Source organism: Tardiphaga sp. 42S5 (genome assembly GCF_034044155.1).
GTDB lineage: Bacteria > Pseudomonadota > Alphaproteobacteria > Rhizobiales > Xanthobacteraceae > Tardiphaga > Tardiphaga robiniae.
Map to the genome: position 1 here is coordinate 1,195,350 of NZ_CP139027.1, position 24,418 is coordinate 1,219,767.

General features: G+C 62.4%; 21 protein-coding genes. 10 read left to right on the forward strand and 11 right to left on the reverse strand.

The window, feature by feature from the left end:
- Positions 1 to 140 precede the first annotated feature (140 nt).
- Together SFY93_RS05605 and SFY93_RS05610 are read right to left on the reverse strand one after the other, a co-directional pair.
- Complete coding sequence (locus SFY93_RS05605; protein WP_320446342.1) at positions 141 to 797, reverse strand: OmpA family protein; 657 nt, start codon at positions 795 to 797, stop codon at positions 141 to 143.
- Between the two features lie 239 nt (positions 798 to 1,036).
- Entirely contained in the window at positions 1,037 to 2,545 is a 1,509-nt protein-coding gene (locus tag SFY93_RS05610) for a caspase family protein (protein ID WP_320446343.1), read from the reverse strand.
- 267 nt (positions 2,546 to 2,812) lie between these two features.
- Between SFY93_RS05610 and SFY93_RS05615 the strand changes: the two genes are divergently transcribed.
- On the forward strand, positions 2,813 to 3,625 hold the full coding sequence (locus SFY93_RS05615; RefSeq protein ID WP_320446344.1) for an N-acyl homoserine lactonase family protein: 813 nt from the start codon (positions 2,813 to 2,815) through the stop codon (positions 3,623 to 3,625).
- Positions 3,626 to 3,629: 4 nt separating this feature from the next.
- Here the strand turns inward: SFY93_RS05615 and SFY93_RS05620 are convergent, their stop codons facing one another.
- Positions 3,630 to 4,103, reverse strand: coding sequence for a MarR family winged helix-turn-helix transcriptional regulator (locus SFY93_RS05620; protein ID WP_320446345.1), 474 nt, complete (start codon positions 4,101 to 4,103; stop codon positions 3,630 to 3,632).
- Positions 4,104 to 4,247: 144 nt separating this feature from the next.
- Between SFY93_RS05620 and SFY93_RS05625 the strand changes: the two genes are divergently transcribed.
- The 4 genes from SFY93_RS05625 to hmgA all read left to right on the forward strand — a co-directional run bounded on the left by SFY93_RS05625 (position 4,248) and on the right by hmgA (position 8,482).
- Positions 4,248 to 5,861 carry an FAD-dependent oxidoreductase gene (locus SFY93_RS05625; protein ID WP_320446346.1) on the forward strand — a complete coding sequence of 538 codons (1,614 nt, stop codon included), beginning with the start codon at positions 4,248 to 4,250 and terminating at the stop codon, positions 5,859 to 5,861.
- The gene (locus tag SFY93_RS05630; RefSeq protein WP_320446347.1) at positions 5,858 to 6,064 is read left to right on the forward strand and encodes a DUF2783 domain-containing protein; all 207 of its coding nucleotides are present in this window, start codon (positions 5,858 to 5,860) and stop codon (positions 6,062 to 6,064) included. Before SFY93_RS05625 ends, SFY93_RS05630 begins: the two co-directional genes overlap by 4 nt.
- Before the next feature lie 33 nt (positions 6,065 to 6,097).
- On the forward strand, positions 6,098 to 7,051 hold the full coding sequence (locus SFY93_RS05635; RefSeq protein ID WP_320446348.1) for an MBL fold metallo-hydrolase: 954 nt from the start codon (positions 6,098 to 6,100) through the stop codon (positions 7,049 to 7,051).
- Positions 7,052 to 7,135: 84 nt separating this feature from the next.
- Positions 7,136 to 8,482: a homogentisate 1,2-dioxygenase gene (gene hmgA / locus SFY93_RS05640; protein ID WP_320446349.1), complete on the forward strand. Its 1,347-nt coding sequence runs from the start codon at positions 7,136 to 7,138 to the stop codon at positions 8,480 to 8,482.
- A 9-nt stretch (positions 8,483 to 8,491) separates the two neighbouring features.
- On the opposite strand, the gene SFY93_RS05645 is transcribed toward hmgA, so the two are convergent.
- From SFY93_RS05645 to SFY93_RS05655, 3 genes are all read right to left on the reverse strand, one after another.
- The gene (locus tag SFY93_RS05645) at positions 8,492 to 8,803 is read right to left on the reverse strand and encodes a DUF1272 domain-containing protein (protein ID WP_320446350.1); all 312 of its coding nucleotides are present in this window, start codon (positions 8,801 to 8,803) and stop codon (positions 8,492 to 8,494) included.
- Positions 8,804 to 8,893: 90 nt separating this feature from the next.
- Positions 8,894 to 11,326 (reverse strand): spermine/spermidine synthase domain-containing protein, encoded by a 2,433-nt coding sequence (locus tag SFY93_RS05650; protein ID WP_320446351.1) that lies wholly within the window; start codon positions 11,324 to 11,326, stop codon positions 8,894 to 8,896.
- Positions 11,327 to 11,468: 142 nt separating this feature from the next.
- Complete coding sequence (locus tag SFY93_RS05655; RefSeq protein ID WP_120287902.1) at positions 11,469 to 11,945, reverse strand: Lrp/AsnC family transcriptional regulator; 477 nt, start codon at positions 11,943 to 11,945, stop codon at positions 11,469 to 11,471.
- Between the two features lie 133 nt (positions 11,946 to 12,078).
- On the opposite strand from SFY93_RS05655, the gene hppD reads away from it, so the two are divergent.
- Entirely contained in the window at positions 12,079 to 13,203 is a 1,125-nt protein-coding gene (gene hppD / locus SFY93_RS05660) for a 4-hydroxyphenylpyruvate dioxygenase (RefSeq protein ID WP_320446352.1), read from the forward strand.
- A 163-nt stretch (positions 13,204 to 13,366) separates the two neighbouring features.
- On the opposite strand, the gene SFY93_RS05665 is transcribed toward hppD, so the two are convergent.
- The gene (locus tag SFY93_RS05665; RefSeq protein WP_320446353.1) at positions 13,367 to 14,473 is read right to left on the reverse strand and encodes a CaiB/BaiF CoA transferase family protein; all 1,107 of its coding nucleotides are present in this window, start codon (positions 14,471 to 14,473) and stop codon (positions 13,367 to 13,369) included.
- Positions 14,474 to 14,484: 11 nt separating this feature from the next.
- On the opposite strand from SFY93_RS05665, the gene SFY93_RS05670 reads away from it, so the two are divergent.
- Entirely contained in the window at positions 14,485 to 14,646 is a 162-nt protein-coding gene (locus tag SFY93_RS05670) for a hypothetical protein (RefSeq protein WP_320446354.1), read from the forward strand.
- A gap of 7 nt (positions 14,647 to 14,653) precedes the next feature.
- Here the strand turns inward: SFY93_RS05670 and SFY93_RS05675 are convergent, their stop codons facing one another.
- From SFY93_RS05675 to SFY93_RS05685, 3 genes are all read right to left on the reverse strand, one after another.
- Entirely contained in the window at positions 14,654 to 15,454 is an 801-nt protein-coding gene (locus SFY93_RS05675; protein ID WP_320446355.1) for an FAD binding domain-containing protein, read from the reverse strand.
- Between the two features lie 74 nt (positions 15,455 to 15,528).
- Positions 15,529 to 17,883, reverse strand: a complete 2,355-nt coding sequence (locus tag SFY93_RS05680; protein ID WP_320446356.1) for a xanthine dehydrogenase family protein molybdopterin-binding subunit — start codon at positions 17,881 to 17,883, stop codon at positions 15,529 to 15,531.
- A gap of 88 nt (positions 17,884 to 17,971) precedes the next feature.
- Positions 17,972 to 18,457 carry a (2Fe-2S)-binding protein gene (locus tag SFY93_RS05685; protein ID WP_089266751.1) on the reverse strand — a complete coding sequence of 162 codons (486 nt, stop codon included), beginning with the start codon at positions 18,455 to 18,457 and terminating at the stop codon, positions 17,972 to 17,974.
- Positions 18,458 to 18,731: 274 nt separating this feature from the next.
- Here SFY93_RS05685 and SFY93_RS05690 point away from each other — a divergent pair, with 274 nt between their 5' ends.
- The 3 genes from SFY93_RS05690 to SFY93_RS05700 all read left to right on the forward strand — a co-directional run bounded on the left by SFY93_RS05690 (position 18,732) and on the right by SFY93_RS05700 (position 22,449).
- On the forward strand, positions 18,732 to 19,403 hold the full coding sequence (locus tag SFY93_RS05690) for a 3-oxoacid CoA-transferase subunit A (protein ID WP_320446357.1): 672 nt from the start codon (positions 18,732 to 18,734) through the stop codon (positions 19,401 to 19,403).
- Positions 19,400 to 20,107: a 3-oxoacid CoA-transferase subunit B gene (locus SFY93_RS05695; RefSeq protein WP_320446358.1), complete on the forward strand. Its 708-nt coding sequence runs from the start codon at positions 19,400 to 19,402 to the stop codon at positions 20,105 to 20,107. Before SFY93_RS05690 ends, SFY93_RS05695 begins: the two co-directional genes overlap by 4 nt.
- 296 nt (positions 20,108 to 20,403) lie before the next feature.
- A complete protein-coding gene (locus SFY93_RS05700; protein ID WP_320446359.1) occupies positions 20,404 to 22,449 on the forward strand; it encodes a methyl-accepting chemotaxis protein in 2,046 nt (681 codons plus the stop codon).
- Between the two features lie 137 nt (positions 22,450 to 22,586).
- Here the strand turns inward: SFY93_RS05700 and atzF are convergent, their stop codons facing one another.
- Positions 22,587 to 24,392, reverse strand: a complete 1,806-nt coding sequence (gene atzF, locus SFY93_RS05705) for an allophanate hydrolase (protein WP_320446360.1) — start codon at positions 24,390 to 24,392, stop codon at positions 22,587 to 22,589.
- Positions 24,393 to 24,418: the final 26 nt, after the last annotated feature.

Here is a 24,418-nt window from a genome sequence, read left to right on the forward strand (position 1 = left end):
CAGGGGCATTCGATCGGTGCGGCGGCAGGTCGGGGCAATCTATACAGGATATCCGCGATCACCACAGCAAACAGCGTCCCGCGTGGCGCGGAACGCTGTGGTGCGGCAATCCGCAGCAAGCTCAGAGGTACCACCGAGCTCTATTGGGATGCGGTGGTCTTGTTCGCCATATTCACCACCTGAACGCGGCGGTTGGACGGATCGGTCGGCGCAACGCCGGCCTTCGGCTTGCCCTTGCCATAGCCGACGGTGACGAGGTCGGCGCCGGCGATGCCGTATTTGTCCGTCAGATAGCGTTTGATGGCATCGGCGCGGCGCTCGGACAGATCCTGGTTGTATTCTTCGCCACCGACCGCATCGGTATGGCCGGCGACCACAAAGGTCGCGCCCTTGAGATCGTCGCTGCTCAGCGCCTTGCCGAGGGCCTGCACCGAGGACAGCGACTTCTTGCTGATATTCGCCGAGTTGTAGTCGAAGGTAATTTCCAGATCGATGGCCGGCTTGGTCTGGGCGACGGCGGCGATCTGCTCGCGCTCGCCGATCGACAGCGATCGCGTGCTGCGATTGCGAAGGGAGTCGACGAACTTGCCTTCGGCGGCATTGACGGCCGGCTCGGCCGGCGGCGTCATCGACAGACCGCGGGTCAGCGGCTTCTTTGGTGCCAGCGCGCGCAGGATCTGGTCGGAGGTCACTTCCTCAGCCGCTGCGGCGATGCCTGCGGTCAGCGACAGGGCGACGCCGATCATGGCGATCGTGCGAAGTGCCTTGAAGCCAGGGCGTGCGGATGTGTTCGACATGGGTGCATCCTTCATCTAGTCGCGCGAAACGCGCTTGAATCAAATCCAGCAAATTCTGGTGCCGGATCGCTTCAGGATGGCTTCCGGCTTGCCATCAATAGTGTCCGCTCGCGCGTCGCAGGTTCAAACCGGGCTTGCGACTTTCCTACGATTTTCTTGCGACTTTCCTGCGAAATCCTGGCGACCTCTGGGGATCATCGGATGGCGTGCTATCGCGCGCTGTCCTATCGGACGCCGTTCTATCGAACGCCGTAGCTGGCAAATTCCTTGACGATGTCCGGGTCCATGGCTTTGGCATTGGTGATGTCGAGATCGCCTTCAGCCGTCTGGCCAAGGCGATGTTTGGCGAGGCCGCGGCCATAGAGCGATGAGGTCAGCTGCGGATTGATCTTCAGCGCAGCGTCGAAATCCGCAATCGCGTTCTTGCTCTGGCCGTTCTTGAGGTTGACCAGGCCGCGGCTGTCCAGCGCATCGACAAAATTCGGGCGCAGGCGCAGGGCTTCGTTGCAGTCCTTGAGCGCGGCGGCGAGGTCGCCGGTCACGGTGCGCGCCCAGCAACGATTGTTGTAGGCCTCGACATCCTTGGGATTCAGTTTGATCGTGGCGTCGAAATCCTTGATGGCCGCGGAATAGGCGCCTTTGCTGGCATAGACTTGGCCACGGCGATACAGCGCGCCGGCGTCTTCCGGATTATCGGTCAGCTTGACATTCAGCGATTTGACGGTCGGATCCTCCGCCAGCGCCAGCAGAATCTTGTTTTCGTCACGTGGGGCTTCGGCGACGACGGCGGGGGCAGGAGTTGGTGCCGCGGCAGGCGCAGGCGCTGCTGCTGGAGCCGCCGGCATGGGTGCAGCAGGTACAGGTACAGGTGCAGGAGCTGCAGGTGCGGCGGCGACTTCTGGTTTGGCCACAGCAGCGGGGCGCGGTGTCGTAGCCGGTGCGGGATCGGCCGGTTTGGCTTCCGCTACAGCGGCCGAGGCCGGGCGCGTTCCCGCTATGAAAGAGAAGTCTTCCGCCAGCGACGAGGAAATCCAGGGCACCTGTTCGCTGCGCGACGCGCGGGTGACGTTGACACGGGTTCGGTTCAGCGTCTGCTCGGCGGTGAGATCGGGAACCCGGATTTCCTTGAGTAGCTCACTGACGAACAACCCGTGATCGCCGCCGCCATCGCTGACCACGGAGCTGAGTGCCGCCGAATACATCACCAGCGTGCCGCTCGGTGCGATCACCGGAGCGAGTCCGGCGGAGAAGCTGCGGAACCGGCGTTCGAACGGATTGCGGCGGGATGCGTCCAAAAGCGCAATCTTGACGCCGGCGCCGCGGCCATTGATCTCGCCCAGCACAGTCTCGAGGCTGAAGCCGTCGCGGCGCACGTCGGGCTCGGTCCAGATCTGGGCATCGACCGGGATCATGTAGCTCTGCCGCGCGGACTGGATGCCGAAGCCGCTGAAGAACACCAGGGCCACCGAGCCGGGCTTCACCTTGCCGTAGAATTTATCGAGCGCCCGGCGCATGCCATCACCGCCGAGATTTTCCCCGGTATCGACCTCAAATCCGTCACGCTTCAATTCGGCGGCGACGTCGCGGGCGTCGTTGATGGGCTCTTTGAGCGGTGTCTCGGCGTCCGGATATTTAGCATTGCCGATCACCAGTGCGATCCGGTGGGTCCGATCTTCCGCGGCGGAGATCTGCCAGATGGGCGTGGCAGCAAACGTCAGGAGAGCGATCAGAGCAATGCGCATTTTCATAATGAAACCGGTCCACACTTGAGGGCGCTGTCCAAGCTGCGGCTTGCGCCGCAGCGACACTAATCCACGCCATTCGCATTATCAAACCGGCGTGATCGCGGCTGTCAACGTGCGGTGCGGGCAGCAGCCATCGCGTCAATTCACCACGTGCCCGGCGTTGTCGCTGTAGTCCCGGTTCCCGGTCATTCCGGTGGTTGGAACGGTTTGACCTTTTCCGGTGGCGATGGCTTGTTGCGCACAACAACGACCACGAACGGGACGGGACGAATGAGCGTGACTTACGAAATCTATGCGATCCGCTATGCCACGATGACGCCGCGGACGCCGCAGATGAATTATCTCGCACCCGATCCCCATGAGACCGCAGCGGCCGATCTCGATTATTTCGTCTGGCTGATCCGCGGCGGTGGCCGCGACATCCTTGTCGATACCGGCTTCAACGAGGTCGCTGCGAAAGAACGCAGCCGCAAGCTTACGATCAATCCTATCGATGCGCTGGCCGATTTCGGTGTTCGCGCAGTGGATATCCGCGACGTCATCGTCACGCATCTGCATTACGACCATGCCGGCAATCTCGATCGCCTCCCCAATGCCAGGTTCCATCTGCAGGACCGCGAGATGAGCTACGCGACGGGCCGCTGCATGTGCAACGGGCTGCTGCGGCATCCGTTCTCGGCGGAAGACGTCACGCTGATGGTGCGTCACGTGTTCAATGAGCGCGTCACGTTCCACAATGGCGATGGCGAGGTTGCTCCGGGGGTCACGCTGCACCGCGTTGGTGGCCATTCCGACGGTCTGCAGATCGTGCGCGTGCAAACCGCGCGCGGCCCGGTGGTGCTCGCCTCGGATGCCTCGCATTATTACGGCAACATGCAGCGCCGCAGCCCGTTTCCGATCGTCTACAATATCGGCGACATGTGCGACGGCTGGACCACCTGCGAGCGCCTTGCCGGCCACCCCGATCGCATCATTCCCGGCCATGATCCGCTGGTGCGTGAGCTCTATCCGCGCGTCGAGGGCAGCAAGGCCGATGCCTATGCGTTGCATCTGCCGCCATCGCGCTCCTTTGTGAAAGACTAATTGCTCAATAGGCGCCGGCCTTTTGCCCATGCCGCGTCTGCACGAGATCGAGGCTGCGCTCGATCTTGCCGAGTGCGGCGGCGAAATCCTTGCGTTCCTGTGCCGTTAAACACGACAAAATATCGCGTTCCTTGTGCAGCAGGCGCGGGATCAGCTCTTCATAGAGCGCGGTGCCTTTTGCGGAGAGACGCAATTCGAAGGCGCGGCGGTCGTCTTCGTTCTCGACCCGTTCGATGAGTTCGCGGTCCAGCAGGGCCGTCACCGCCCGGCTGATGGTGGATTTGTGGGTGCGCGTGCATTGCGAAATGAACTGCGCGCTGCAGGCATCGTCGCGAAAGCCCAGCGTGGCGATGACGCGCCATTCCGGAATATCGAGCCCATAGCGTACCTGATATTCATCGGACAATGCGGCGCTGACCTCCGCCGCCAGCCGGTTGAGCCGGAACGGAACGAACTGAAACAGGTCGAATTTTGCCACGGAGCCACCAATTCTGCTGTTGACGCCGCCACGGGTCCGGCGTTTAGATGGTTGCAAATGAGACTATCTTAAAGGGAGTGCGATCCGTTGGCCAGACCAGCGTTGATCCGAAAATACATCTGGTTGCAGGGCAGGGGCTGAGCCATGGCGCAACATGTCCGCCAGTTTGCCTATCGCCGCCATGCCGATCAGGCGCGGTCAGCTGCCGCTGCGGCGCATCATCCCGTAGTGGTTGTTGGTGCTGGCCCTGTCGGCCTGTCGCTGGCCATCGATCTGGCGCAGCGCGGCCAGCGCGTGGTGTTGCTCGACGACGCCGATCGCATCGGCGACGGCTCGCGCGCCATCTGTTTCTCCAAACGCTCGCTCGAATATTGGGACCGTCTCGGTGTCGCCCATCGCATGATCGACAAGGGCGTGGTGTGGAAGGTCGGCAAGATCTTTCTCGGTCCGGACATGCTCTACCAGTTCGATCTGCTGCCCGAGACCGGCCACAAGATGCCGGCCTTCATTAACCTGCAGCAATATTACGCTGAATCCTTTCTGGTCGATCGCGTGCATCAATTGCCGGAGATCGATCTGCGCTGGCGCAACAAGGTCATCGCGCTGGCGCAGCACAACGATCACGCCGAACTCACCATCGAGACGCCCGATGGGCCATACACGCTGCGCGCCGACTATGTCGTTGCCTGCGATGGTGCCCGCTCCGGTTTGCGTGGCATGGTCGGCGCGGATTTTTCCGGCGAGGTGTTCGAGGATCAGTTCCTGATCGCCGACGTCAAGATGACCGCGGAATTCCCGACCGAACGCTGGTTCTGGTTCGATCCACCATTCCATTCCGGCCAGTCCGCGCTGCTGCACCGCCAGCCCGATGATGTCTGGCGTATCGATCTGCAGCTCGGGCCTGATGCCGATCCCACAATCGAACGGCAGCCGGAGAAAGTGCGTCCGCGCATCGCACGCATGCTCGGCCACGACGATTTCGATTTCGAGTGGATCTCGGTCTACAAATTCCAGTGCCGCCGCATGCAGCGCTTCCTGCATGAGCGCGTGATCTTTGCCGGCGATGCTGCGCATCAGGTGTCGCCTTTCGGCGCGCGGGGCGCCAATTCCGGCCTCGAAGACGCCGAGAATATCGCCTGGAAGCTCGCACTGGTGCTGGCCGGCGACGCGCCGGCGTCGCTGCTGGCAAGTTATGACGCTGAGCGTGGCCCGGCAGCAGACGAGAACATCCGGGCCTCGACCCATGCGACGGATTTTATAGCGCCGCATTCGAAGCAGGAGCAGCGCATGCGGCAAGCGGTGCTGTCGCTCGCCAGGGAAGCCGATTTCGCCAAGCGGATGATCAATGGCGGCCGGCTGTCCGTGCCATCGGTCTATCAGACGCCGCTTTCGACCGCCGATAGCGATGACTGGTCCGGCGGCCCGCGACCGGGCGCGCATATGCCGGACGCGCCGCTCGTCAGCGATGACGGCGCACATGTGTTTCTCTCGGAATGTTTCGCGGGGGCGGGGTGTGGCTTTACCGTGCTACAGTCGGATGGTCAGGCGATCGAACTGCCCGAGGGCGTGGCCCGTCTGGTCGTCGGTGACGATGCGGCGCTGCGTGACGAGACCGGACTGTTCAAGGCGCGTTACGGTGCCGATCCGGGTGCCGCCTATCTGCTGCGTCCCGATGGCTATGTCGCCGCGCGTTTCCGGCATCCGACGCCGCAGGCGATCAAGGCCGCGGTCGCGCGTGCCTCTGGGAGGCCGTCATGACGGCACTATCCATGACGTCCAACTTCGCCAGTCCCGACGACGCCTATCGTGTGATCGTCGAGGCGCATCGCGGATTGACCGACGATCAAAGCGCGGCGCTCGATACGGCACTGGTGCTGATCCTCGCCAATCATATCGGCGATGCTGCTGTGCTCGGTGACGCGATTGCGCTGGCGAAGCGGCGGCTGCCTGTCGCCACATGAACTGACTGACGTAAAGATCAAAGGAATAGATAGATGACCAAGGGTTTCGCATCCACGACCGACATGACCGAGAAGAAGGTCACCTTTTCGGAGATCGGCACCGATCTCTATGCCTTTACGGCCGAGGGCGATCCGAACTCGGCGGTCATTGTCGGCGATGACGGTTGCATCGTGTTCGACGCGCAGGCGACGCCGGCGATGGCCAACAAGGTCATCGAGCGCGTGCGGACGGTCACCGACAAGCCGATCAAATATGTCGTGCTGTCGCATTATCACGCGGTGCGCGTGCTCGGCGCGTCTGCCTACAAGGCGCAGGGTGTCGTCGCGTCGCAGGAGACCTATCGGCTGGTGGAAGAACGCGGCCAGCAGGACTGGGATTCCGAGTTCGGGCGTTTCCCGCGTCTGTTCCAGGATGCCGAGAGCATTCCCGGCCTGACCTGGCCGACACTCACTTTCGAGGGCGAGATGTCGATCTTCCTCGGCAAGCGCGAGGTGCGGCTGATGCAGCTCGGCGCCGGTCATACGTCGGGCGATATCGTCGCCTGGGTGCCGGATGCCGAAGTCATGTTCTCAGGCGATCTGATCGAATATCACTCGGCCTGCTACTGCGGCGATGCGCTGCTGCGCGAATGGCCGTCGACGCTGAACGAGATCCGCGCGTTCAATCCGAAAGCGATTGCGCCGGGTCGCGGCGATGCGTTGAAGGGGCTGGAGACGACCCGCGAAGCGATCGCGATGACGCGTGATTTCGTGATGTCGCTCTATGGCGCGGCCGAGATGTCGGTCGCCAAGGGGCGCAGCCTGAAGGAGACCATGGCGGCGACCCGCGATGTCATGGACAAGAAATTTTCGAGCTTTGCGATCTACGAGCACTGCCTGCCGTTCAATGTGTCCCGTGCCTTCGACGAAGCCTCGGGAATCGACGATCCCGTGATCTGGACCGACAAGCGCGACCGCGAAATGTGGGCAGCGCTGCAAAGCGCATGATCCAGAAAGCCTGCCCTCGGGTTTGGCCCGAGGGTGATGCCGGTTTTCGGCCGAGATCATGCGCAAGACCAAACGGAGGATGAGATGAACGTCACCACCAATCCTGATCTGATCAGCCGCAACACCGTCAATATCACGCCGGGCTACATGTCTGGCTTCGGCAACAGCTTTGAAACCGAAGCGCTGCCTGGCGCGCTGCCCATCGGCCGTAACTCGCCGCAGCGTGCGGCCTATGGACTCTATGCAGAGCAGCTCTCCGGTTCGCCCTTCACCGCGCCGCGCGGCACCAATGAACGGTCCTGGCTGTATCGCATCCGCCCATCGGTGAAACATTCCGGCCGCTTCGATAAGGCAGATAGCAAACTTTGGCGCACTGCGCCGTGCCACGAGAACGATTTGCCGATCGCGCAACTGCGCTGGGATCCAGCGCCGATTCCGAAGGAGGACATGACCTTCCTGCAGGGTGTGCAGACCATGACCACGGCGGGCGATGCCGGCACCCAGGCCGGGATGGCGGCGCATGTCTATCTGATCACCAAGTCAATGGTGGATCAGAATTTCTACAATGCTGACGGCGAGATGATGTTCGTGCTGCAGCAGGGCAATCTCAAATTCGTCACCGAATTCGGCCGCATCGACGCCGAGCCCGGTGAAATCGTGGTGATCCCACGCGGCGTCAAGTTCCGCGTCGAACTCAGCGGCAGTGCGGCGCGCGGCTATCTCTGCGAGAATTACGGCGGTGCCTTCACGCTGCCGGAACGCGGCCCAATCGGTGCCAATTGTCTCGCCAATGCGCGTGACTTCCTGACGCCGGTGGCCGCCTATGAGGACAAGGACACGCCGACCGAGCTCTATGTGAAATGGGGCGGCACGCTGTTCAGGACGGTGCTGCCGCATTCGCCCATCGATGTCGTCGCCTGGCACGGCAACTATGCGCCGTATAAATACGACCTGCGTACCTTCTCGCCGGTGGGCGCGATCGGTTTCGATCATCCGGATCCGTCGATCTTCACGGTACTGACCTCGCCGTCGGAAACCGCAGGCACGGCAAACATCGACTTCGTGATTTTCCCGGAGCGATGGGCGGTGGCGGAAAACACCTTCCGGCCGCCGTGGTATCACATGAACATCATGTCGGAATTCATGGGTCTCATTTACGGCGTCTATGACGCCAAGCCGCAGGGCTTCACGCCGGGCGGCATCAGTCTGCACAACATGATGCTGCCGCACGGCCCGGACCGCGAGGCCTTCGATCACGCCAGCAATGGCGAGCTGAAGCCCGTAAAGCTCACCGGCACCATGGCCTTCATGTTCGAGACCCGCTACCCGCAGCGCGTTACGGAACACGCGGCCACGACGGCGACGCTGCAGAGCGATTATGCGGATTGCTGGAAGGGCCTGGAGAAGCGCTTCGATCCGAACAAGCGCTAGGTGCTCACGTTATCGCTCCCAGGGCGGCACGTCCTTGATGCGCGCGACATGCGTTGCTATGTCTTCAGGGCTCTTTGAGAGATGTACGCGCTTGTCGGACGCCGGGCGCTTGGCGACCGACAGGCCGGACCGCCATTCGGTGGCGGGGCGGATCGGTCGCGGCGTAAAACCCCCGCCGCAATTTGGGCAGACATTGAAGAGTTTGCTCTCCACGCAGTCCGCGCAGAACGTGCATTCAAAAGTGCAGATGAATGCATCGCGTGCCGCGGGCGGCAGATCCTTGTCGCAATATTCACAGTTTGGCCGCAGCGCCAGTGCCATCGTTCTCTCCCAATCGGTTTGTTGCGCCGATCTTGGCAGAACCGCGATGGTTCGTGAACTCTCAGGCGGCCTGACGCCGGAAGGCGGGTGCTACGATGCTGCGCCCGTGCGCGGGATGTTGAGCCGTCGCGCCCAGGCGATGCCGGGATTGCGTGAGAACAGCCAGGCGAGCGCGTAGAAGCCGATGGCCAGCAGGTACAGAAACGCAAAGCCGAAATACATCGAGTTGTATTCCATTAAGCCGCCGAACAGCGCGCCCATCAGGTTATAGGCCAGTGCGGTCGAGATATTGACGCTGGCCCGGGCGATCAGGCTCGAGAAGATGATGCCCGAGAAGAACAGCGGGATCGTCAGCAGCACGCCGCTGAGCGCGAGATTGGCCCATGGCGAAGCAAAGGCGATCAGCGTGTGGTTGCGCGCATAGAAGTAGCCAACGAGCAGGCTGACGATCAGGCCGCAATAAGCGAGGCCGGTGCGCTGGAATGCGTGCCGTTGCACGATGAGATTGGCCAGAAACGCCATCACCAGCACCATGACGATGGTGGCGGCGATCACGAACCAGGTCCCGCCGAGATGCAGACCCAGCTCGGTGATGGCCTTGGTCTCCACCAGCATGAAGCCGGCGCCGAGAAAGAAAAATGGCAGATAGCCGCGCTCGATTGGGTCATTGAGGCCGATGGTCTTGCGCACGAACATCGTGCTCAGCAACATGACCATGCCGAGCGCGATCATGTAGCTGGTCGGATAGGTCCGGCTGACCATGTAGAAGAACGGCCAGTCATCGGTCGGGATGCTGGCTTCGGGATAGGGCTGCGCATAGCGCTGCGACACGTCCGTGAAGCCGATGGCCGCGAAGGCCTCCATGTTCGGCAGCACGGCATCGCGACCTTTCTGCACGACGAAGGCCGTCGTCGTGCTCGAATCGTAACGCACGCGAATGGCCAGCGGCTTGCCGGCGCCCGGCAGACCCTGCAGGATATGCGACAGCTTGAAGCCGAGCGACTCGTTCGGCAGCGCGAAAGCAATGGACATCACGCCGTCAGGCTTGAGCAGGCGGAAGGCCTCGTCGATGCCCTCGCGGGTATAGACATAGGAATCGACGCGCAGGTTCGATGCATGGCTGAGCGCCGTGTGGGAATCGAGCACGCCATAAATGATCAGGTCGTATTTTTGCTGCGCCGTGCGGAAGAAGTTGCGCGCGTCGTTGATATGTACGGTCACCCGCGGATCGTCATAGGGGTGTTCCGGATGATTGCTGCGGCCGAGATGGATGATGGCGGGATCGATCTCGATGGCGTCCACATGGGACGCGCCCATGCGCAGCGCCGCCGCAACGTCGTTGCCGCTGCCGGCGCCGACGATGGCCACCCGCTCGGGCTTTGTCTTGAAGTTGAACGGAAACTCGTAATAGGTCCGCACATAGCGGTCTTCGGCGCTCTCGATGCTGCGGTGGCTCTCCGCGAGGTTGAACACCTTCTGATAATACGAGCCGCCCGACAGGATATTCATCAATCCGTCGGATTTCGCCATGCGTTCGAGCAGCTGATAGGGCGAGTAGATCCGCTGGGTCTCCGGCTGCACCGGCCAGGCTAGCACCGTGAGCAGCACGCAGAAGCTCGCAATGCCGATCGGCGAGCGGACATCCCGCGACAGTACGAAGACAAGCAGGATGCCGCCGGCCGCGGTGAACCAGATCACCGGAGGCAGCCAGAACAGGCTCATGACGAACAGCACCAGCACGCCGAGGATGCTGCCGACGAGATTGAGGCCGTAGGCCTTCAGGGCGTCGGTCGCGTGCAGCAGCTTGCCGCAGAGCTGGCCGACCGGATAGCAGATGCATGCGCACAACACGAAGCTCATCGCCAGCAGCAAATAGACGGGAATGCTCTGGGCAAACAGCGACAGCCAGTCGAGGCGATCCATATCGATATTGATCGAGGTCTGTTCATGCATCGGCAGGCCGGTGAAGAAGCCGTTGCCGGCTCCGATATCGTAGCGCAGCAGCGTGATGACGCTGACGAACAGCGCGAGCATCGGCAGCACCAGCGCCGGTGCGCATGGTTGTTTCTCGGACACGGCATAGCCGGCGCCAAGGCCTAGAAAGCACGCCAGCAGCGTGAAATTCTTGAAGAACGAAAACACTGGGAAGACCGACGCCAGCCAGCGGATCATCACCAGTTCGAGCAGCAGGCTCACCATGGTGACCAGCACGATCAGCCGTACCTTCTCCTTGGTGCTCATGCTCGCATAGCCGGCTTCGAAATCGGTGCCGAGCAGCGTGATCTGGCGGCCAAGCGGCTTTGCGATCAGGGGTGGAGAAATGATGATGGCCAGCGCCGCTGCGCCCAGCAACACGCGCACCAGTGTCAGCAGACCATCGGTTGCGGTGATGCCGTCGCTCTCGAACAACAGGCGCAATGCCAGCAGAGAATAGGCGAAGACGAGGGTGCCAAGGCAGATGCAGAAGAAGCGAACGAGCCGGTGATTGGCATTCTCGGTCGTGCCTGCGTCGCGTCCACCCATCTCTGCTCTTTCTTGCAATGCTTTGGCAGTATCGAGTGTCCAATCAATTCGGATCGGAACCAGACGGGTGTTGTAGGCGCTTCGAGTTAAGAACTGATCAATCGGCGGTTGCAAATTCCGCTGTGTCGCAGGCCTCTGGCGCTCAGGCGAGGGCCGATTTCAGCGGCAGTTTCGATGTTTCCTTCAACCGATCGAGCACGATCGACGAGCGCACATGCGCCACGCTCTGATGCGGCATCAGCACATTGTTGACGAGGTCGGACAGTCCCTTGAGATCGCGCAGCACGGCCTTGAGCACGTAGTCGGCGTCACCGGTCAGCGAGTAGGCCTCCTGTACCTCGTCGACCCGCTGCACCAGCGTGCGGAACTTCTTGGCATTGTCCGGCGAGTGGGTGGCCAGTTGCACCTGGATGAAGGCGATCACGTTGAAGCCGAGCGCGTCCGATGACAGATCGGCGTGATAGCCGGAGATCACTTTCTCCTCCTCGAGCCGCATCCGGCGCCGCGAGCATTGCGAGGCCGATAGGCCGACGGCATCGGCGAGCTGCTGATTGGTCAGCCGGCCGTCGTTCTGCAGTGCGGCCAGCATCTTGAGATCGAAGGCGTCTACCGGGATCATGCGTCAAAAGCCTCTTTCATGCGTGAGCCGTGCATGAATGTCGCATATTCCATCCGAATTTGCATGCACCTTGCGTCGCAAACGACCGACACTCCAGGCAAGCGATAATGCAAATCAGCTTCGGGAGATCACCATGGGTCCGTTTCCGCACGACGCGCCGGCCGCCACCATCTCGGCACATAATCCGATGGGCACCGACGGCTTTGAATTCGTCGAATACGCGCATCCGAACCCCGCGGAGCTGCATGCGCTGTTCAAGCTGATGGGCTACGCGCCCGTCGCAAGGCACAAGACCAAGCACATCACAGTGTACCGCCAGGGCGATATCAACTACCTCGTCAATGAGGAGCCCGGCACCCACGGCTTCAATTTCGTCGCCGCGCACGGCCCGTGCGCGCCGTCGATGGCGTTCCGAGTCGTCGATGCGCAGGCGGCCTATGACCGCGCGATCTTGCTCGGTGCCGAGCCGGCGGATGTGATCGCAGCGCAGAAGACGGTCGACGTGCCGGCCATCAAGGGCATCGGCGGCAGCCTATTGTACTTCGTCGATCGCTATGGCGCCAAGGGCTCGGCCTATGACCATGAATTCGAATGGCTGGGCGCCAAGAATCCGCGTCCCGAAGGTGCCGGCCTGTTCTATCTCGATCACCTCACCCACAACGTCCATCGCGGCCGGATGGATGTCTGGACCGGATTCTACGAGAAGCTGTTTAACTTCCGCCAGATACGCTTCTTCGACATCGAGGGCCGCGCCTCGGGCCTGTTCTCGCGTGCGCTGACCAGTCCGGACGGCAAGATCCGGATTCCGATCAACGAGGATGCCGGCGATGCCGGCCAGATCGAGGAATATCTCAACACCTATCACGGCGAGGGCATCCAGCACATCGCCTGCGGCGTGACGGATATCTACACGACCATCGAGAAGCTGCGCGCCGATGGCCTGCCCTTCATGCCGGCGCCGCCTGTGACCTATTTCGAGAAGATCGATGCACGGCTGCCCAAGCATGGCGAGGACGTGCCGCGCCTGCAGAAGAACGGCATCCTGATCGACGGCGAGGGTGTGGTCGAAGGCGGAGAGACCAAGGTGCTGCTGCAGATCTTCTCGGCCAATGCGATCGGACCCATTTTCTTCGAATTCATCCAGCGCAAGGGCGACGACGGATTCGGCGAGGGCAATTTCAAGGCGCTGTTCGAGTCGATCGAGGAAGATCAGATCAGGCGCGGTGTGCTGCACGTCGGCGATAAGACGGCGGCGTAGTGTTTTTGCTCCGACAGCCTCTATAGTCGAACGCCACTCCTCAACCGTCGTGCCCGGCCTTGTGCCGGGCATCCACGTCTTGCGGCAATCAAAGGCGTGGATGGCCGGGACAAGCCCGGCCATGACGTGGAGAGGTCAATGCGAAATCAGGTGCAGATGGACCTTACTGCGCCCACTCCTTCACCGCATCACCCAGCTCCACCTTTACTGCCGGCCGTGCTGCCGACGGCGTGCGCGAGAACCGCGGTGCGGGTGCCGGCTGTGTCGCGCCTTCGTGCTGGATGAACACTTCGCGTGCCACCATATGCGGATGTTTCGTGGCTTCCGACATGGTCAGCACCGGTGCGAAGCACACATCGGTGCCTTCCATGATCTTTGACCACTCGTCGCGGCTCTTGGTCTTGAACACTGCGGTGAGCTTGTCCTTCACCGCAGCCCAGTTCTTGGAATCCATGTGATTGTCGTAGCAGGCCTCCGACAGCCCGGCGAGTTCGCGCAGCTCGGCATAGAATTGCGGCTCGATCGACCCGATCGAGATGAAGTTACCGCAGCTGCATTCATAGACGCCGTAGAAATGCGCGCCGCCGTCCAGCATGTTGCTCTCGCGGGCTTCCTTCCAGCGACCGGCCGCGGTCATGTCGAAGAACATGGTGATCAAGGATGCCGCGCCGTCGCACATGGCGGCGTCCACCACCTGGCCCTGGCCAGAGCGGCTGGCTTCCAGCATGGCCGCGAGCATGCCCATCACAAGATACATCGAGCCGCCGCCGAAATCGCCGACCAGGTTCAATGGCGGCACCGGCTTGTCGGCGCCGCCGATGGCAGCCAGCGCGCCAGTGATGGAGATGTAGTTGATGTCGTGACCAGCGGCCTGCGCCAGCGGGCCGTGCTGGCCCCAACCGGTCATGCGGCCATAGACCAGTCTCTTGTTGCGGCCGAGCACAACGTCCGGCCCGAGGCCGAGGCGTTCCATCACGCCGGGGCGATAGCCTTCCACCAGTGCATCGGCGCTATCCAGCAGCGACAGCACCTGTGCGATGGCAGCCTTGTCCTTGAGATCGACCTCGATGATCTTGCGGCCGCGTGACGCAGCGCCTTTCGGCATCTGCTTCGGCCGCACCAACGTGATCACCTCGGCGCCCATATCGGCCAGCAGCATGCAGGCGAACGGACCGGGGCCGATGCCCGCGAATTCGACGATGCGTGTGCCTTTGAGCGGGCCGGTGGCTTTGGCCTGTGATCGCGACGACGCGATGGTGGTGTCCTGCACTTGTGTTTCCCATGCTTGATCTTGGCCGTCGATGGCGACGGGCCGATTTGCCGGAAACTGTCTATGCTGGAGGTGACAAGGGCAAGAAGCTTTTGGCCGCAATCCTGCATGCGGCCATGCTGCGGCACTGCACAAAAATGCGCGCGATTTCTCGCGCGCATTTTGCCGTTTGATGGAATGTCAGCCCGCCGCTTCCACCGCGCGCTGCGCCATCACCTTGATGAGATTGGCGCGATATTCCGCCGAGCCGTGGATATCACCCATCAACCCATCGGCTGAGATCTTCACGCCATCCAGCGCTCCCGCCGACCAGTTGGCTTTCAGTGCAGCCTCGATCGCCGGCACGCGCATCACGCCGCTCTGCGATGCGCCGGTGGCAGCGACACGGACTTCGCCGGATTTAGTCTGGGCGACGAAAACGGCGGTCAACGCGAAGCGCGACGCCGGGTGGCGCATCTTGGCGTAGCCGGCCTTGGCCGGAATGGGGAACGACACGGATGTGATGATCTCGTCCTCTTCCAGCGCCGTCGAGAACAGGCCCTGGAAGAAATCGTCGCCCTTGATCTCGCGTTTGTTGGTCTTGATAGTGGCATTCAGCGCCAGCACGGCCGCCGGATAGTCCGCGGCGGGGTCGTTGTTGGCGATGGAGCCGCCGATGGTGCCGCGATAGCGCACGGCGGGGTCGCCGAGCACCGACGTCAGATGCACGATCGCCGGGATCGCCTTCTTGGCCGCGGGGCTCTGTGTGATGTCGTAATAGGTCGTCGCCGCCTTGATGATCAGCGCGTCGGATGTTGCCTCGACGCCGATCAAGTCCTTGATCTTGGCGAGGTCGATAACATCCGATGGTGCCGCAAGACGCTGCTTCATCACGGGGATCAGCGTGTGGCCGCCGGCGAGATACTTGGCCTCGGGATGTTTGGCGAACAGGGCCGCTGCTTCGTCGACGCTGGCGGGGCGGTGATAAGTGGTCTCGTACATCGTATTGCTTCCTTATCTTTTGGTCGTGTTTTCTTGAAGCGAGCCGGCTTCCACTTCGCTTGAAAACACTCCGCTTATTCCGCTGCCTGCTGCAATTGCAGCGCTTCCCAGACACGGCCGGGCGTCGCCGGCATCTCGATCTTGTTGTGGCCGAGCGCATCGGTGATGGCGTTGATCACCGCGGGTGACGAACCGATCGCGCCGGCCTCACCGCAGCCTTTCACGCCGAGCGGATTGCCCGGGCACAGCGTCGTGGTGTGCGAGACCCGGAACGATGGCACGTCGTCGGCGCGGGGCATGGCGTAATCCATGAACGACGCCGTCACCGGCTGGCCGTTGTCGTCATAGATAGCGCTTTCGAGCATCGCCTGGCCGATGCCCTGGGCGAGGCCGCCATGGACCTGGCCCTCGACGATCATCGGATTGATCAGCCGGCCGAAGTCATCCACGGCCACGAAGTCGACAATGTCGGTCTTGCCGGTCCCGGGATCGATCTCGACCTCGCAGATATAGGCCCCGGCCGGGAAGGTGAAGTTGGTGGGGTCGTAGAACGCGCCTTCCTTCAGCCCGGGCTCCATGCCGTCAGGCAGATTGTGTGCGGTATAGGCGGCGAGCGCGACCATCGGCAGCGCGATCGCCTTGTCGGTGCCGGCGACCTTGAATTCGCCATTCTCGATGACGATGTCGCCCTCGGAGGCTTCGAGCAGATGCGCGGCGATCTTCTTCGCCTTGGCTTCCACCTTCTCCATCGCCTTGAAGATCGCGGACATGCCGACCGCCGCCGAGCGCGAGCCATAGGTGCCCATGCCGAACTGCACTTTATCAGTGTCGCCGTGGACGATCTGGACCTGATCGACGGAGATGCCAAGCCTGTCAGCAACGAGTTGCGCGAAGGTCGTCTCATGGCCCTGGCCATGGCTGTGCGAGCCCGTCAGCACCTCAATGGTGCCGACCGGATTGACGCGAACTTCCGCGGATTCCCACAGGCCGACGCCGGCGCCGAGCGAGCCGACGGCCTTGGAGGGCGCGATGCCGCAGGCCTCGATGTAGCAGGAGAAGCCGAGGCCGCGCAGCTTCCCGCTGGCTTTGGCCTTCGCCTTCCGCGCCGGGAAGCCGCTGTAGTCGATCGCCTTCAGCGCCGCGTCGAGCGACGCGCCGAAGTCACCGATGTCATAGGCCATGATCACCGGCGTCTGATGCGGGAACTGGGTGACGAAGTTGATGCGGCGCAGCTCGGCGGGATCGACCTTCAACTGCCGCGCCGATGTCTCCATCAGGCGCTCCACCAGATAGCTCGCCTCGGGGCGTCCGGCGCCGCGATAGGCATCGACCGGCGTGGTGTTGGTATAGACACCCATCACCTCGGCATAGATGGTCGGGATATTGTACTGGCCCGACAGCAGCGTGGCGTAGAGATAAGTCGGCACCGAGGACGAGAACAGCGACATATAGGCGCCGAAATTGGCGTGGGTCTTCACCCGCAGGCCCAGGATCTTGTTGTTGGCATCGAACGCCATCTCGGCATGGGAGATGTGATCGCGGCCATGCGCGTCGGTGAGAAACGCTTCGGTGCGGTCACCGGTCCATTTCACCGGGCGACGCACTTTCTTGGAGGCCCAGAGTGCGACCATTTCCTCGGGATAGATGAAGATCTTCGACCCGAAGCCGCCGCCGACATCGGGAGCAATCACGCGCAGCTTGTGCTCCTGCGCAACATTGTAGAACGCCGACAGGACGAGCCGCGCCACATGCGGATTCTGCGATGTCGTATGGAGCGTGAAGTGCTCTTCTGCGTCGTCATATTCCGCGACGGCTGCGCGCGGCTCCATCGCATTCGGCACCAGCCGGTTATTGGTCAGGTCCAGCGAGATGACATTGGCGGCCTTGCTGAAGGCGTCGTTGGTCAGCTTCTCGTCGCCGATCGCCCAGTCATAGACCACATTGCCCGGCGCTTCCGGATGTAGTTGCGGTGCACCCGAGGCGAGTGCTGCGGTCATGCTGCTGACGGCAGGGAGTTCTTCATAAGTCACGACCACGGCCTCGGCCGCATCCTTCGCCTGGTTCTTGGTTTCGGCGATCACAACCGCCACGGCCTGTCCGACAAAGCGCACGGTGTCCGGCGCCATCGCCGGCCATGCGCCCATCTTCATGGGTGTGCCGTCCTTGGAGGACACCGCCCAACCGCAGATCAGATTGCCGATCTTGTCGTCCACCAGTTGCTGTGCTGTCAGCACAGCGACCACGCCGGGCATGTCCTTTGCCGCGGAAGCGTCGATGCCCTTCACTTTCGCATGGGCATGCGGGCTGCGGATGAAATGCGCGTGGGTGAGGCCGACGATCTTGACGTCGTCGACATAACGGCCGCGGCCGGTGATGAATCGCTTGTCTTCCTTGCGCGCAACGCGTGCGCCGATGCCTTCAACGCCCATCTCATGGGTCTCCCTGCCGGAGTTTTTGATTGTCCGCGCTTTCCATCGAAAGGCGCGGTTGGCTCAGCTCAGATCAATGCGCCGCGGCTCATTCAGCCGCTTGCGCAACCTTCATGCGTCCGGCGGCGTCGAGCACCGATTTGACGATGTTGTGGTAGCCGGTGCAGCGGCAGATATTGCCTTCGAGCTCCTGGCGCACCGTCTCTTCATCGAGATCGCCCGCGTGGCGATTCACGATGTCGATCGCCGACATGATCATGCCAGGCGTGCAGTAGCCGCATTGCAGGCCGTGATTGTCGCGGAACGCCGCCTGCATCGGATGCAGCTGGTCGCCCTTGGCGATGCCTTCAATGGTGGTGACATTGGCGCCGTCGATCTGGCCAACCAGCGTGGTGCAGGATTTCACGGCTTTGCCGTCGATATGGACGATGCAGGCGCCGCACTGGCTGGTATCGCAGCCCACATGGGTCCCGGTTAGGTTGAGATTTTCGCGGAGCAGGTGGACGAGAAGGGTTCTGTCTTCGACCGTGGCAGAGACAGATTTGCCATTGACCGTCAGTTTCACTGTGGACACGCAGACCTCCCGGTATTTTTTAATTATTCCAATTAGAAGCGCGGTCCGGAAAGTTTGCAACTGGGAATTTGGTGGGGTGACTTTCTCCCCTCTCCCGCCTTCGCTTCGCTCAGGCACCCTCTCCCGCAAGGGGAGAGGGGAAGCAAGCAACGCGCGTATCCCTCCTGCAAATTTGTGCCTTCATATCCGCAGGCTGCAATGCTCTAGTCGCGGCGCAATAAATGCCGCAAGCGATTGCGGACAATAACAATTCCGCGACGAGGAGTTTTCGGGAGTGATCGACAAGTGCGTAGCCAGCCCGGCCGAGGCCGTGGCTGGGGTGAAGGACGGGGCAGTCGTCCTGGTGGCCGGGTTCGGTACTGTCGGCATTGCCGATGATCTGCTGGAGGCGTTGCACGAGCAGGGTGCGACCAATCTCACCATCGTCCACAACAATGCCGGCAATGGCGATACTGGTTTGGCCCGGCTGATCAATTCCGGCCGCGTAGCCAAGGTGATCTGTTCTTATCCGCGCTCCGGCGACTACAGCGCTTTCCTGAATGCCTATCGTGCCAAGACGCTGGAACTCGAACTCGTCCCGCAGGGCATCATCAGCGAGCGCATGCATGCCCATGCCGCGGGGCTCGGCGGCTTCTTCTCGCCGGTCACGGCGCATACGAAACTCGCCGCGGGCAAGGAGACCCGCGAGATCGACGGCGTGCTGTATGTGTTCGAGAAGCCGCTGAAGGGCGACATTGCACTGCTGCGCGCCAAGAAGGCGGATCGCTGGGGCAACCTCGTCTATGACCAGTCGGCGCGTAACTTCAATCCGATCATGGCCATGGCTGCCGATCTCAGCGTCGTGCAGGTCAATGAAATGGTCGAACTCGGCAGTCTCGATCCGGAAGCGGTGGTGACGCCGAGCATTTTCATCGATCGTGTGGTGGTAGTGGGAGCAAAGGCATGACGTCGTCTGATAAGACCGCAACATACAAACCGCTCAATCGCGACCAGATGGCCTGGCGCGCCGCGCAGGACCTGCAGGAAGGCGCCTATGTCAATCTCGGCATCGGCATGCCGACGCGGGCGGCGAGCTACGTGCCCGATGGCCGCGAGGTGATCTTCCACAGCGAGAACGGCATTCTCGGTCTCGGTCCGAAGCCGGAGCCGGGCACGGAAGACGAGAACCTGATCGATGCCGGCAAGAACTACACGACGCTGATCAAGGGTGGCGTGTTCATGCATCACGCCGACGCGTTCCTGATGATCCGCGGCAAGCATCTCGATGTCAGCCTGCTTGGCGCCTTCGAGGTGTCCGAGCACGGCGACCTCGCCAACTGGACCACGGAAGATCCCAGCTTCCCGCCTGGCGTCGGTGGCGCAATGGATCTTGCGGTCGGCGCCAAGGAGATCCGGGTGATCATGGATCACACCGACAGGAACGGGAAACCACGCATTCTCAAGAAGTGCCGTCTGCCGCTCACCGCGCCGGGCTGCGTGAAACGCATTTACACCAATCTGGCGGTCATCGACGTCACCGAGCAGGGTCTGTTCGTCCGCGAGATGGTGGAGGGCATGACTCTGGAGCAGTTGCAGGCGCTCACCGAGCCGAAGCTGCAGCTCGCAAACAACTGGCGGGCTTTGATGCCGCCGGAGGCAATGGCGGCGTAACTTCTGCCGGAAGCGCGGATCTCTCCACGTCATGGCCGGACTTGTTCCGGCCATCCACGCCTTGGCGGCGAATGGAGAAGACGTGGATGCCTGGGACAAGCCCAGGCACGACGGCGTTCCAAATGGCTTTTTCCGCTGAATGTGGCGGTACGTACCCCCGTTCGCCTGCCGCGCAACCTCCAGCTGCCCGGTATCCGTTTACTCGTCCTTAGCCAATGTGCCGTAGGTTTGGACATCGGCTTGCGTGCGCTTGCGCGCGATGACCGGGATGTTGGGAGTTATGAACGGGGGCCCAGGTGGCAACGACGACGCTTGTCCGGAAGAAGCCGGCTTCTTTTAAGTTTCCTGCCCTCAGGTTCCGCGCCAAGGTGACGCTGGGCTTTGCTACCGTGCTCGCCATTTCCGCGCTCAGCATGGTGCTGGCTTATGTCGGTTTCGAGCGCATCTCGGCCGGCGTGGTGTCGTATCGCACCAGCGTTGCGGAGTCAGGTCTGGCCCGCAATATTGACCGCGAGCTGACCTCCTATCAGGCGCTGACCCGCTATTACGTCCTCACCAGCAATGAAGCGGACGCCAAGGCAGCGAAGGCTGCGGAAACCAGTCTGAAGGACGCCATCGATCAGTCGATGAAGGCGACCAAGGATTCTGCGCGGCTCGACAAGATCACCAAGCTGTCCCGCGAATTCACGACCTTCACCAAGGTGTTCGCCGACATTCTCACGGTCAAGGGACAGAACGACGCCATCGCCTCGACCCAGTTGTCGCGCACCAGCCTGATGCTGCGCAACAAGATCGATGATCTTGGCGACACCGCAACCATGGCCGGCCTTGCGACGGTGCAGGACCAGGTCAAGGAAATCACCACCCAGTTCATCACCGCGACGTCGCTCGTGAACACCTATATCGGCAAGGCCGAGGACAAGACCTCGAATGCCGCGACGGCTCGCATCAAGTTCCTGCAGAACTCGTTTGCGACGATCTATGCCAATGACGACAAGATCAACAACAAGGTGAAGGAGATCACCGCGGAGACGAAGCTCTACGCTGATGCTTTCGTCAAGTTCGTTGAGAACACCAAGAAGGTCGACGGTCTCGTTCAGGAAATGTCGGAGACGGCGGGAGCCATCACCAAGCTGTCGACGGCGATGAAGGGGGATCTGCTGTCCGATCAGCAGCGTCTCGAAATCGAATCCGACACCACGATCCAGGACACCGAGCGCCAGGTGATGGTGCTGGGCGTTGGCGGCTTCATCGTCGGTGCCATCCTTGCCCTGCTGCTCGGCCGCAGCATTGCCGGTCCGATGATCGCGATGTGCGCGGCGATGCGCAAGCTAGCAGCCGGCGACTTCGAAGTCGTGCTGCCGGGTCTTGGCCGGCGCGACGAACTCGGCGACATGGCGTCAGCCGTGGAAGAATTCAAGGTGCAGGCCATCGCGAAGGCCGAGCGCGACGCTGCCGCGCAGGAAGAGCAAAGCCGCGAGGCCGGTGCGGCCCGCCGGGCCGAACTCATCCGCTTTGCGGACGATTTCGAGGCCGCCGTGGGTGCGATCGTCTCGAACGTGTCGGCATCGGCAGGGCAGTTGGAAACCGCAGCGGGCACGCTGACGCGCACCGCCGAGACCACCGAGGGATTGTCGAGCCGCGTCGCCGGCGCATCGGATCAGGCCTCCTCGAACATGCAGTCGGTGGCGACCGCAACCGAGGAGCTCTCGCTGTCGGTCAATGAAATCGGCCGCCAGGTGCAGACCTCCAGCAAGATCGCGGACAGCGCAGTCGTGCAGGCGCAGCAGACCGATGCCCGCATCGGCGAATTGTCGCGCGCCGCACAGCGCATCGGCGACGTCGTCGATCTCATCACGGCGATTGCGGAACAGACCAACCTTCTGGCGCTCAATGCGACCATCGAGGCTGCGCGGGCCGGCGATGCCGGCCGCGGCTTCGCGGTTGTGGCCTCCGAAGTGAAGTCGCTGGCCAGCCAGACCGCCAAGGCGACCGAGGAAATCTCGACCCAGATTGCCGGCATGCAGAGCGCGACGCAGGAGTCGGTGTCGGCGATCAAGCAGATCGGCAGCACCATCGGCGAGATTTCCGGCATTGCGTCCGAGATCGCCAGCGCCGTCGAGCAGCAGGGCGCTGCCACCCGCGAAATCGCACAGAACGTTCAGCGCGTTGCCCACGGCACCCAGCAGGTCGCCGGCGATATCATCGATGTCAACCGCGGCGCGACCGAAACCGGCGCGGCGTCGGCTCAGGTGCTGAATTCGGCACAGACCCTGTCGAGCGAAAGCGCGCGCCTGCGCGCCGAGCTGGATCGGTTCATGGGGAATATCCGGGCGGCGTAAACGCGATGCCCGCAACTATAACTCCGTTATGCCCGGGCTTGTGCCGGGCATCCACGTCTTTGCCGCAAAGCAAGACGTAGATGGCCGGGACAAGCCCGGCCATGACAGCGTTTCAATAGTAGCGCCGCTGCGTGCGGCTACTTCTTTTCAGCCATATAGGCCCGCCATCCGCCAAACGACGAGATGTCCCGCGCGCCTTCCGTCGCCTTGGCTTCCACCAGAAAGCCCTTGACGCTCGATCCGTCGGACAATGTCAGTGTGCCGATCGACATCGGCTGCGGAAGCGATGCAACGAATTTGCCGAAGGCCTCTGCCGACAACGCCCAGACTTCAACGGCGATTTCCGTGCCCGAGCCATCAGCGACGCGCAGCAGGCCGGGCTTCGCCGGCGTGGTGCCATTGAGCGCATAGAACTTGTAGTCCGGCGCCGTCGTCGTGGCTTTCAGCAGGCGGCCGTTCAGCGCCGTCAATTCGCTGTTCAGCGCCATGCCGGAGAGATGCGCGCCGACCACCGCGATTGCGATTTCGCCTTCGGCCAACTCAGTGGACAGTGCCGCCAGCGCCGGCTGCGGCAGGGCCCTGGCGCCGACCGGCAATTTGGTATCGGCGTGAAACACCCGGCCGATGCTGGCCAGCAAGGCATCGTCGCCGCCCGGCGCGAGCAGCGTGATGCCGAACGGGATGCCGTCGGCACGCATGGCGGCGGGGATGGCGAGGCCGCAGAGGTCGAGCAGGTTGACGAAGTTTGTATAGGTGCCGAGCCGCGAATTGAGCTCGATGGGGTTGGCGAGCACCTGCGCCGTCGTATAGGCGGTCGGCGCGGTTGGCAGCACTAGCGCATCAATGGCGGTGAAAGCCTGTTCGGCGACACGCTTCAGCTCCTGCAGCTTGTACAGGGCCGCAAACGTATCGGTGGCGCTCTGGCGTGCACCGGCGATGGTGATCTCGCGCGTGACCGGATGAATTGCATCCGGCGCAGACGCCAGCAGATCGCGGATCACCAGCAGGCGCTCGGCGACCCATGGTCCGTCGTAAAGCAGGCGCGCGGTTTCATAGAACGGCTCGAGGTCGAACTCGACCAGCGTCGCACCCAGCGAGGTCCAACGCTTCAGCGCGTCCGCATAGGCTTTCTCCGAGGCCTTGTCGCCGAAGAAGATCAACTGGCCATTGCGCGGCACGCCGAGCTTGAGGCCCTTCGGAAACGCGGTGAGCGAACCCGGCACCCGCTTGCGCGAATAGGGATCATGCGCGTCGTAGCCGCCCATCACATCGAGCGCGGCAACGGCATCGTCCACCGTGAGCGTGAAGATCGACACGCAATCCAGCGTGCGGCAGGCCGGCACGACGCCGGCGGTCGGGATCAGGCCGAGGCTGGGCTTGAGGCCCACGATATTGTTGAGCATCGCGGGCACGCGGCCGGAGCCGGCGGTGTCGGTACCAAGCGTCAGCGGCACGAGGCCTGCGGATACGGCAACGGCAGAGCCGGAGCTCGATCCGCCGGGCACGAGATCGTCGCGGATCGCGTTCTTGGGAATGCCATAGGGCGAGCGCACGCCGACCAGACCTGTCGCGAACTGGTCGAGATTGGTCTTGCCGATGATAATCGCACCCGCCGCGCGCAGCCGCGCCACGGCGCTGGCGTCACGCGTTGCGTTATAGGCGAAAGCGGGACAGGCGGCGGTGGTCGGCAGACCGGCGACGTCGATATTGTCCTTCACGCCGACCGGCACGCCATAGAGCGGCAGCGTCGCGGGATCTTTCGCAGCGAGCGCCTCGGCTTCGGCGATCGCCTCGGCCTCGTTGCGCAGCGTGATGAAGATCGCCGTGTCACCGCGGTCGCGGATGCGCTGATAGCTACGGGCGACTGTCTGTGCGGGCGTCACGGTGCCGGCGCGGTGCGCGGCGACGATGGCGGCGATCGTTTCGGGAACGGACCCACTCACGATGCGAACCTGCTGCGGATGGCACG

Bases quoted from the DNA above. Each gene is read 5' to 3' on its own strand.
- SFY93_RS05605 (WP_320446342.1), bottom strand. From the start codon at position 797: ATGTCGAACACATCCGCACGCCCTGGCTTCAAGGCACTTCGCACGATC.
- SFY93_RS05610 (WP_320446343.1), bottom strand. From the start codon at position 2,545: ATGAAAATGCGCATTGCTCTGATCGCTCTCCTGACGTTTGCTGCCACG.
- SFY93_RS05615 (WP_320446344.1), top strand. From the start codon at position 2,813: ATGAGCGTGACTTACGAAATCTATGCGATCCGCTATGCCACGATGACG.
- SFY93_RS05625 (WP_320446346.1), top strand. From the start codon at position 4,248: ATGGCGCAACATGTCCGCCAGTTTGCCTATCGCCGCCATGCCGATCAG.
- SFY93_RS05630 (WP_320446347.1), top strand. From the start codon at position 5,858: ATGACGGCACTATCCATGACGTCCAACTTCGCCAGTCCCGACGACGCC.
- SFY93_RS05635 (WP_320446348.1), top strand. From the start codon at position 6,098: ATGACCAAGGGTTTCGCATCCACGACCGACATGACCGAGAAGAAGGTC.
- hmgA (WP_320446349.1), top strand. From the start codon at position 7,136: ATGAACGTCACCACCAATCCTGATCTGATCAGCCGCAACACCGTCAAT.
- SFY93_RS05645 (WP_320446350.1), bottom strand. From the start codon at position 8,803: ATGGCACTGGCGCTGCGGCCAAACTGTGAATATTGCGACAAGGATCTG.
- SFY93_RS05650 (WP_320446351.1), bottom strand. From the start codon at position 11,326: ATGGGTGGACGCGACGCAGGCACGACCGAGAATGCCAATCACCGGCTC.
- SFY93_RS05655 (WP_120287902.1), bottom strand. From the start codon at position 11,945: ATGATCCCGGTAGACGCCTTCGATCTCAAGATGCTGGCCGCACTGCAG.
- hppD (WP_320446352.1), top strand. From the start codon at position 12,079: ATGGGTCCGTTTCCGCACGACGCGCCGGCCGCCACCATCTCGGCACAT.
- SFY93_RS05670 (WP_320446354.1), top strand. From the start codon at position 14,485: ATGCTTGATCTTGGCCGTCGATGGCGACGGGCCGATTTGCCGGAAACT.
- SFY93_RS05675 (WP_320446355.1), bottom strand. From the start codon at position 15,454: ATGTACGAGACCACTTATCACCGCCCCGCCAGCGTCGACGAAGCAGCG.
- SFY93_RS05680 (WP_320446356.1), bottom strand. From the start codon at position 17,883: ATGGGCGTTGAAGGCATCGGCGCACGCGTTGCGCGCAAGGAAGACAAG.
- SFY93_RS05695 (WP_320446358.1), top strand. From the start codon at position 19,400: ATGACGTCGTCTGATAAGACCGCAACATACAAACCGCTCAATCGCGAC.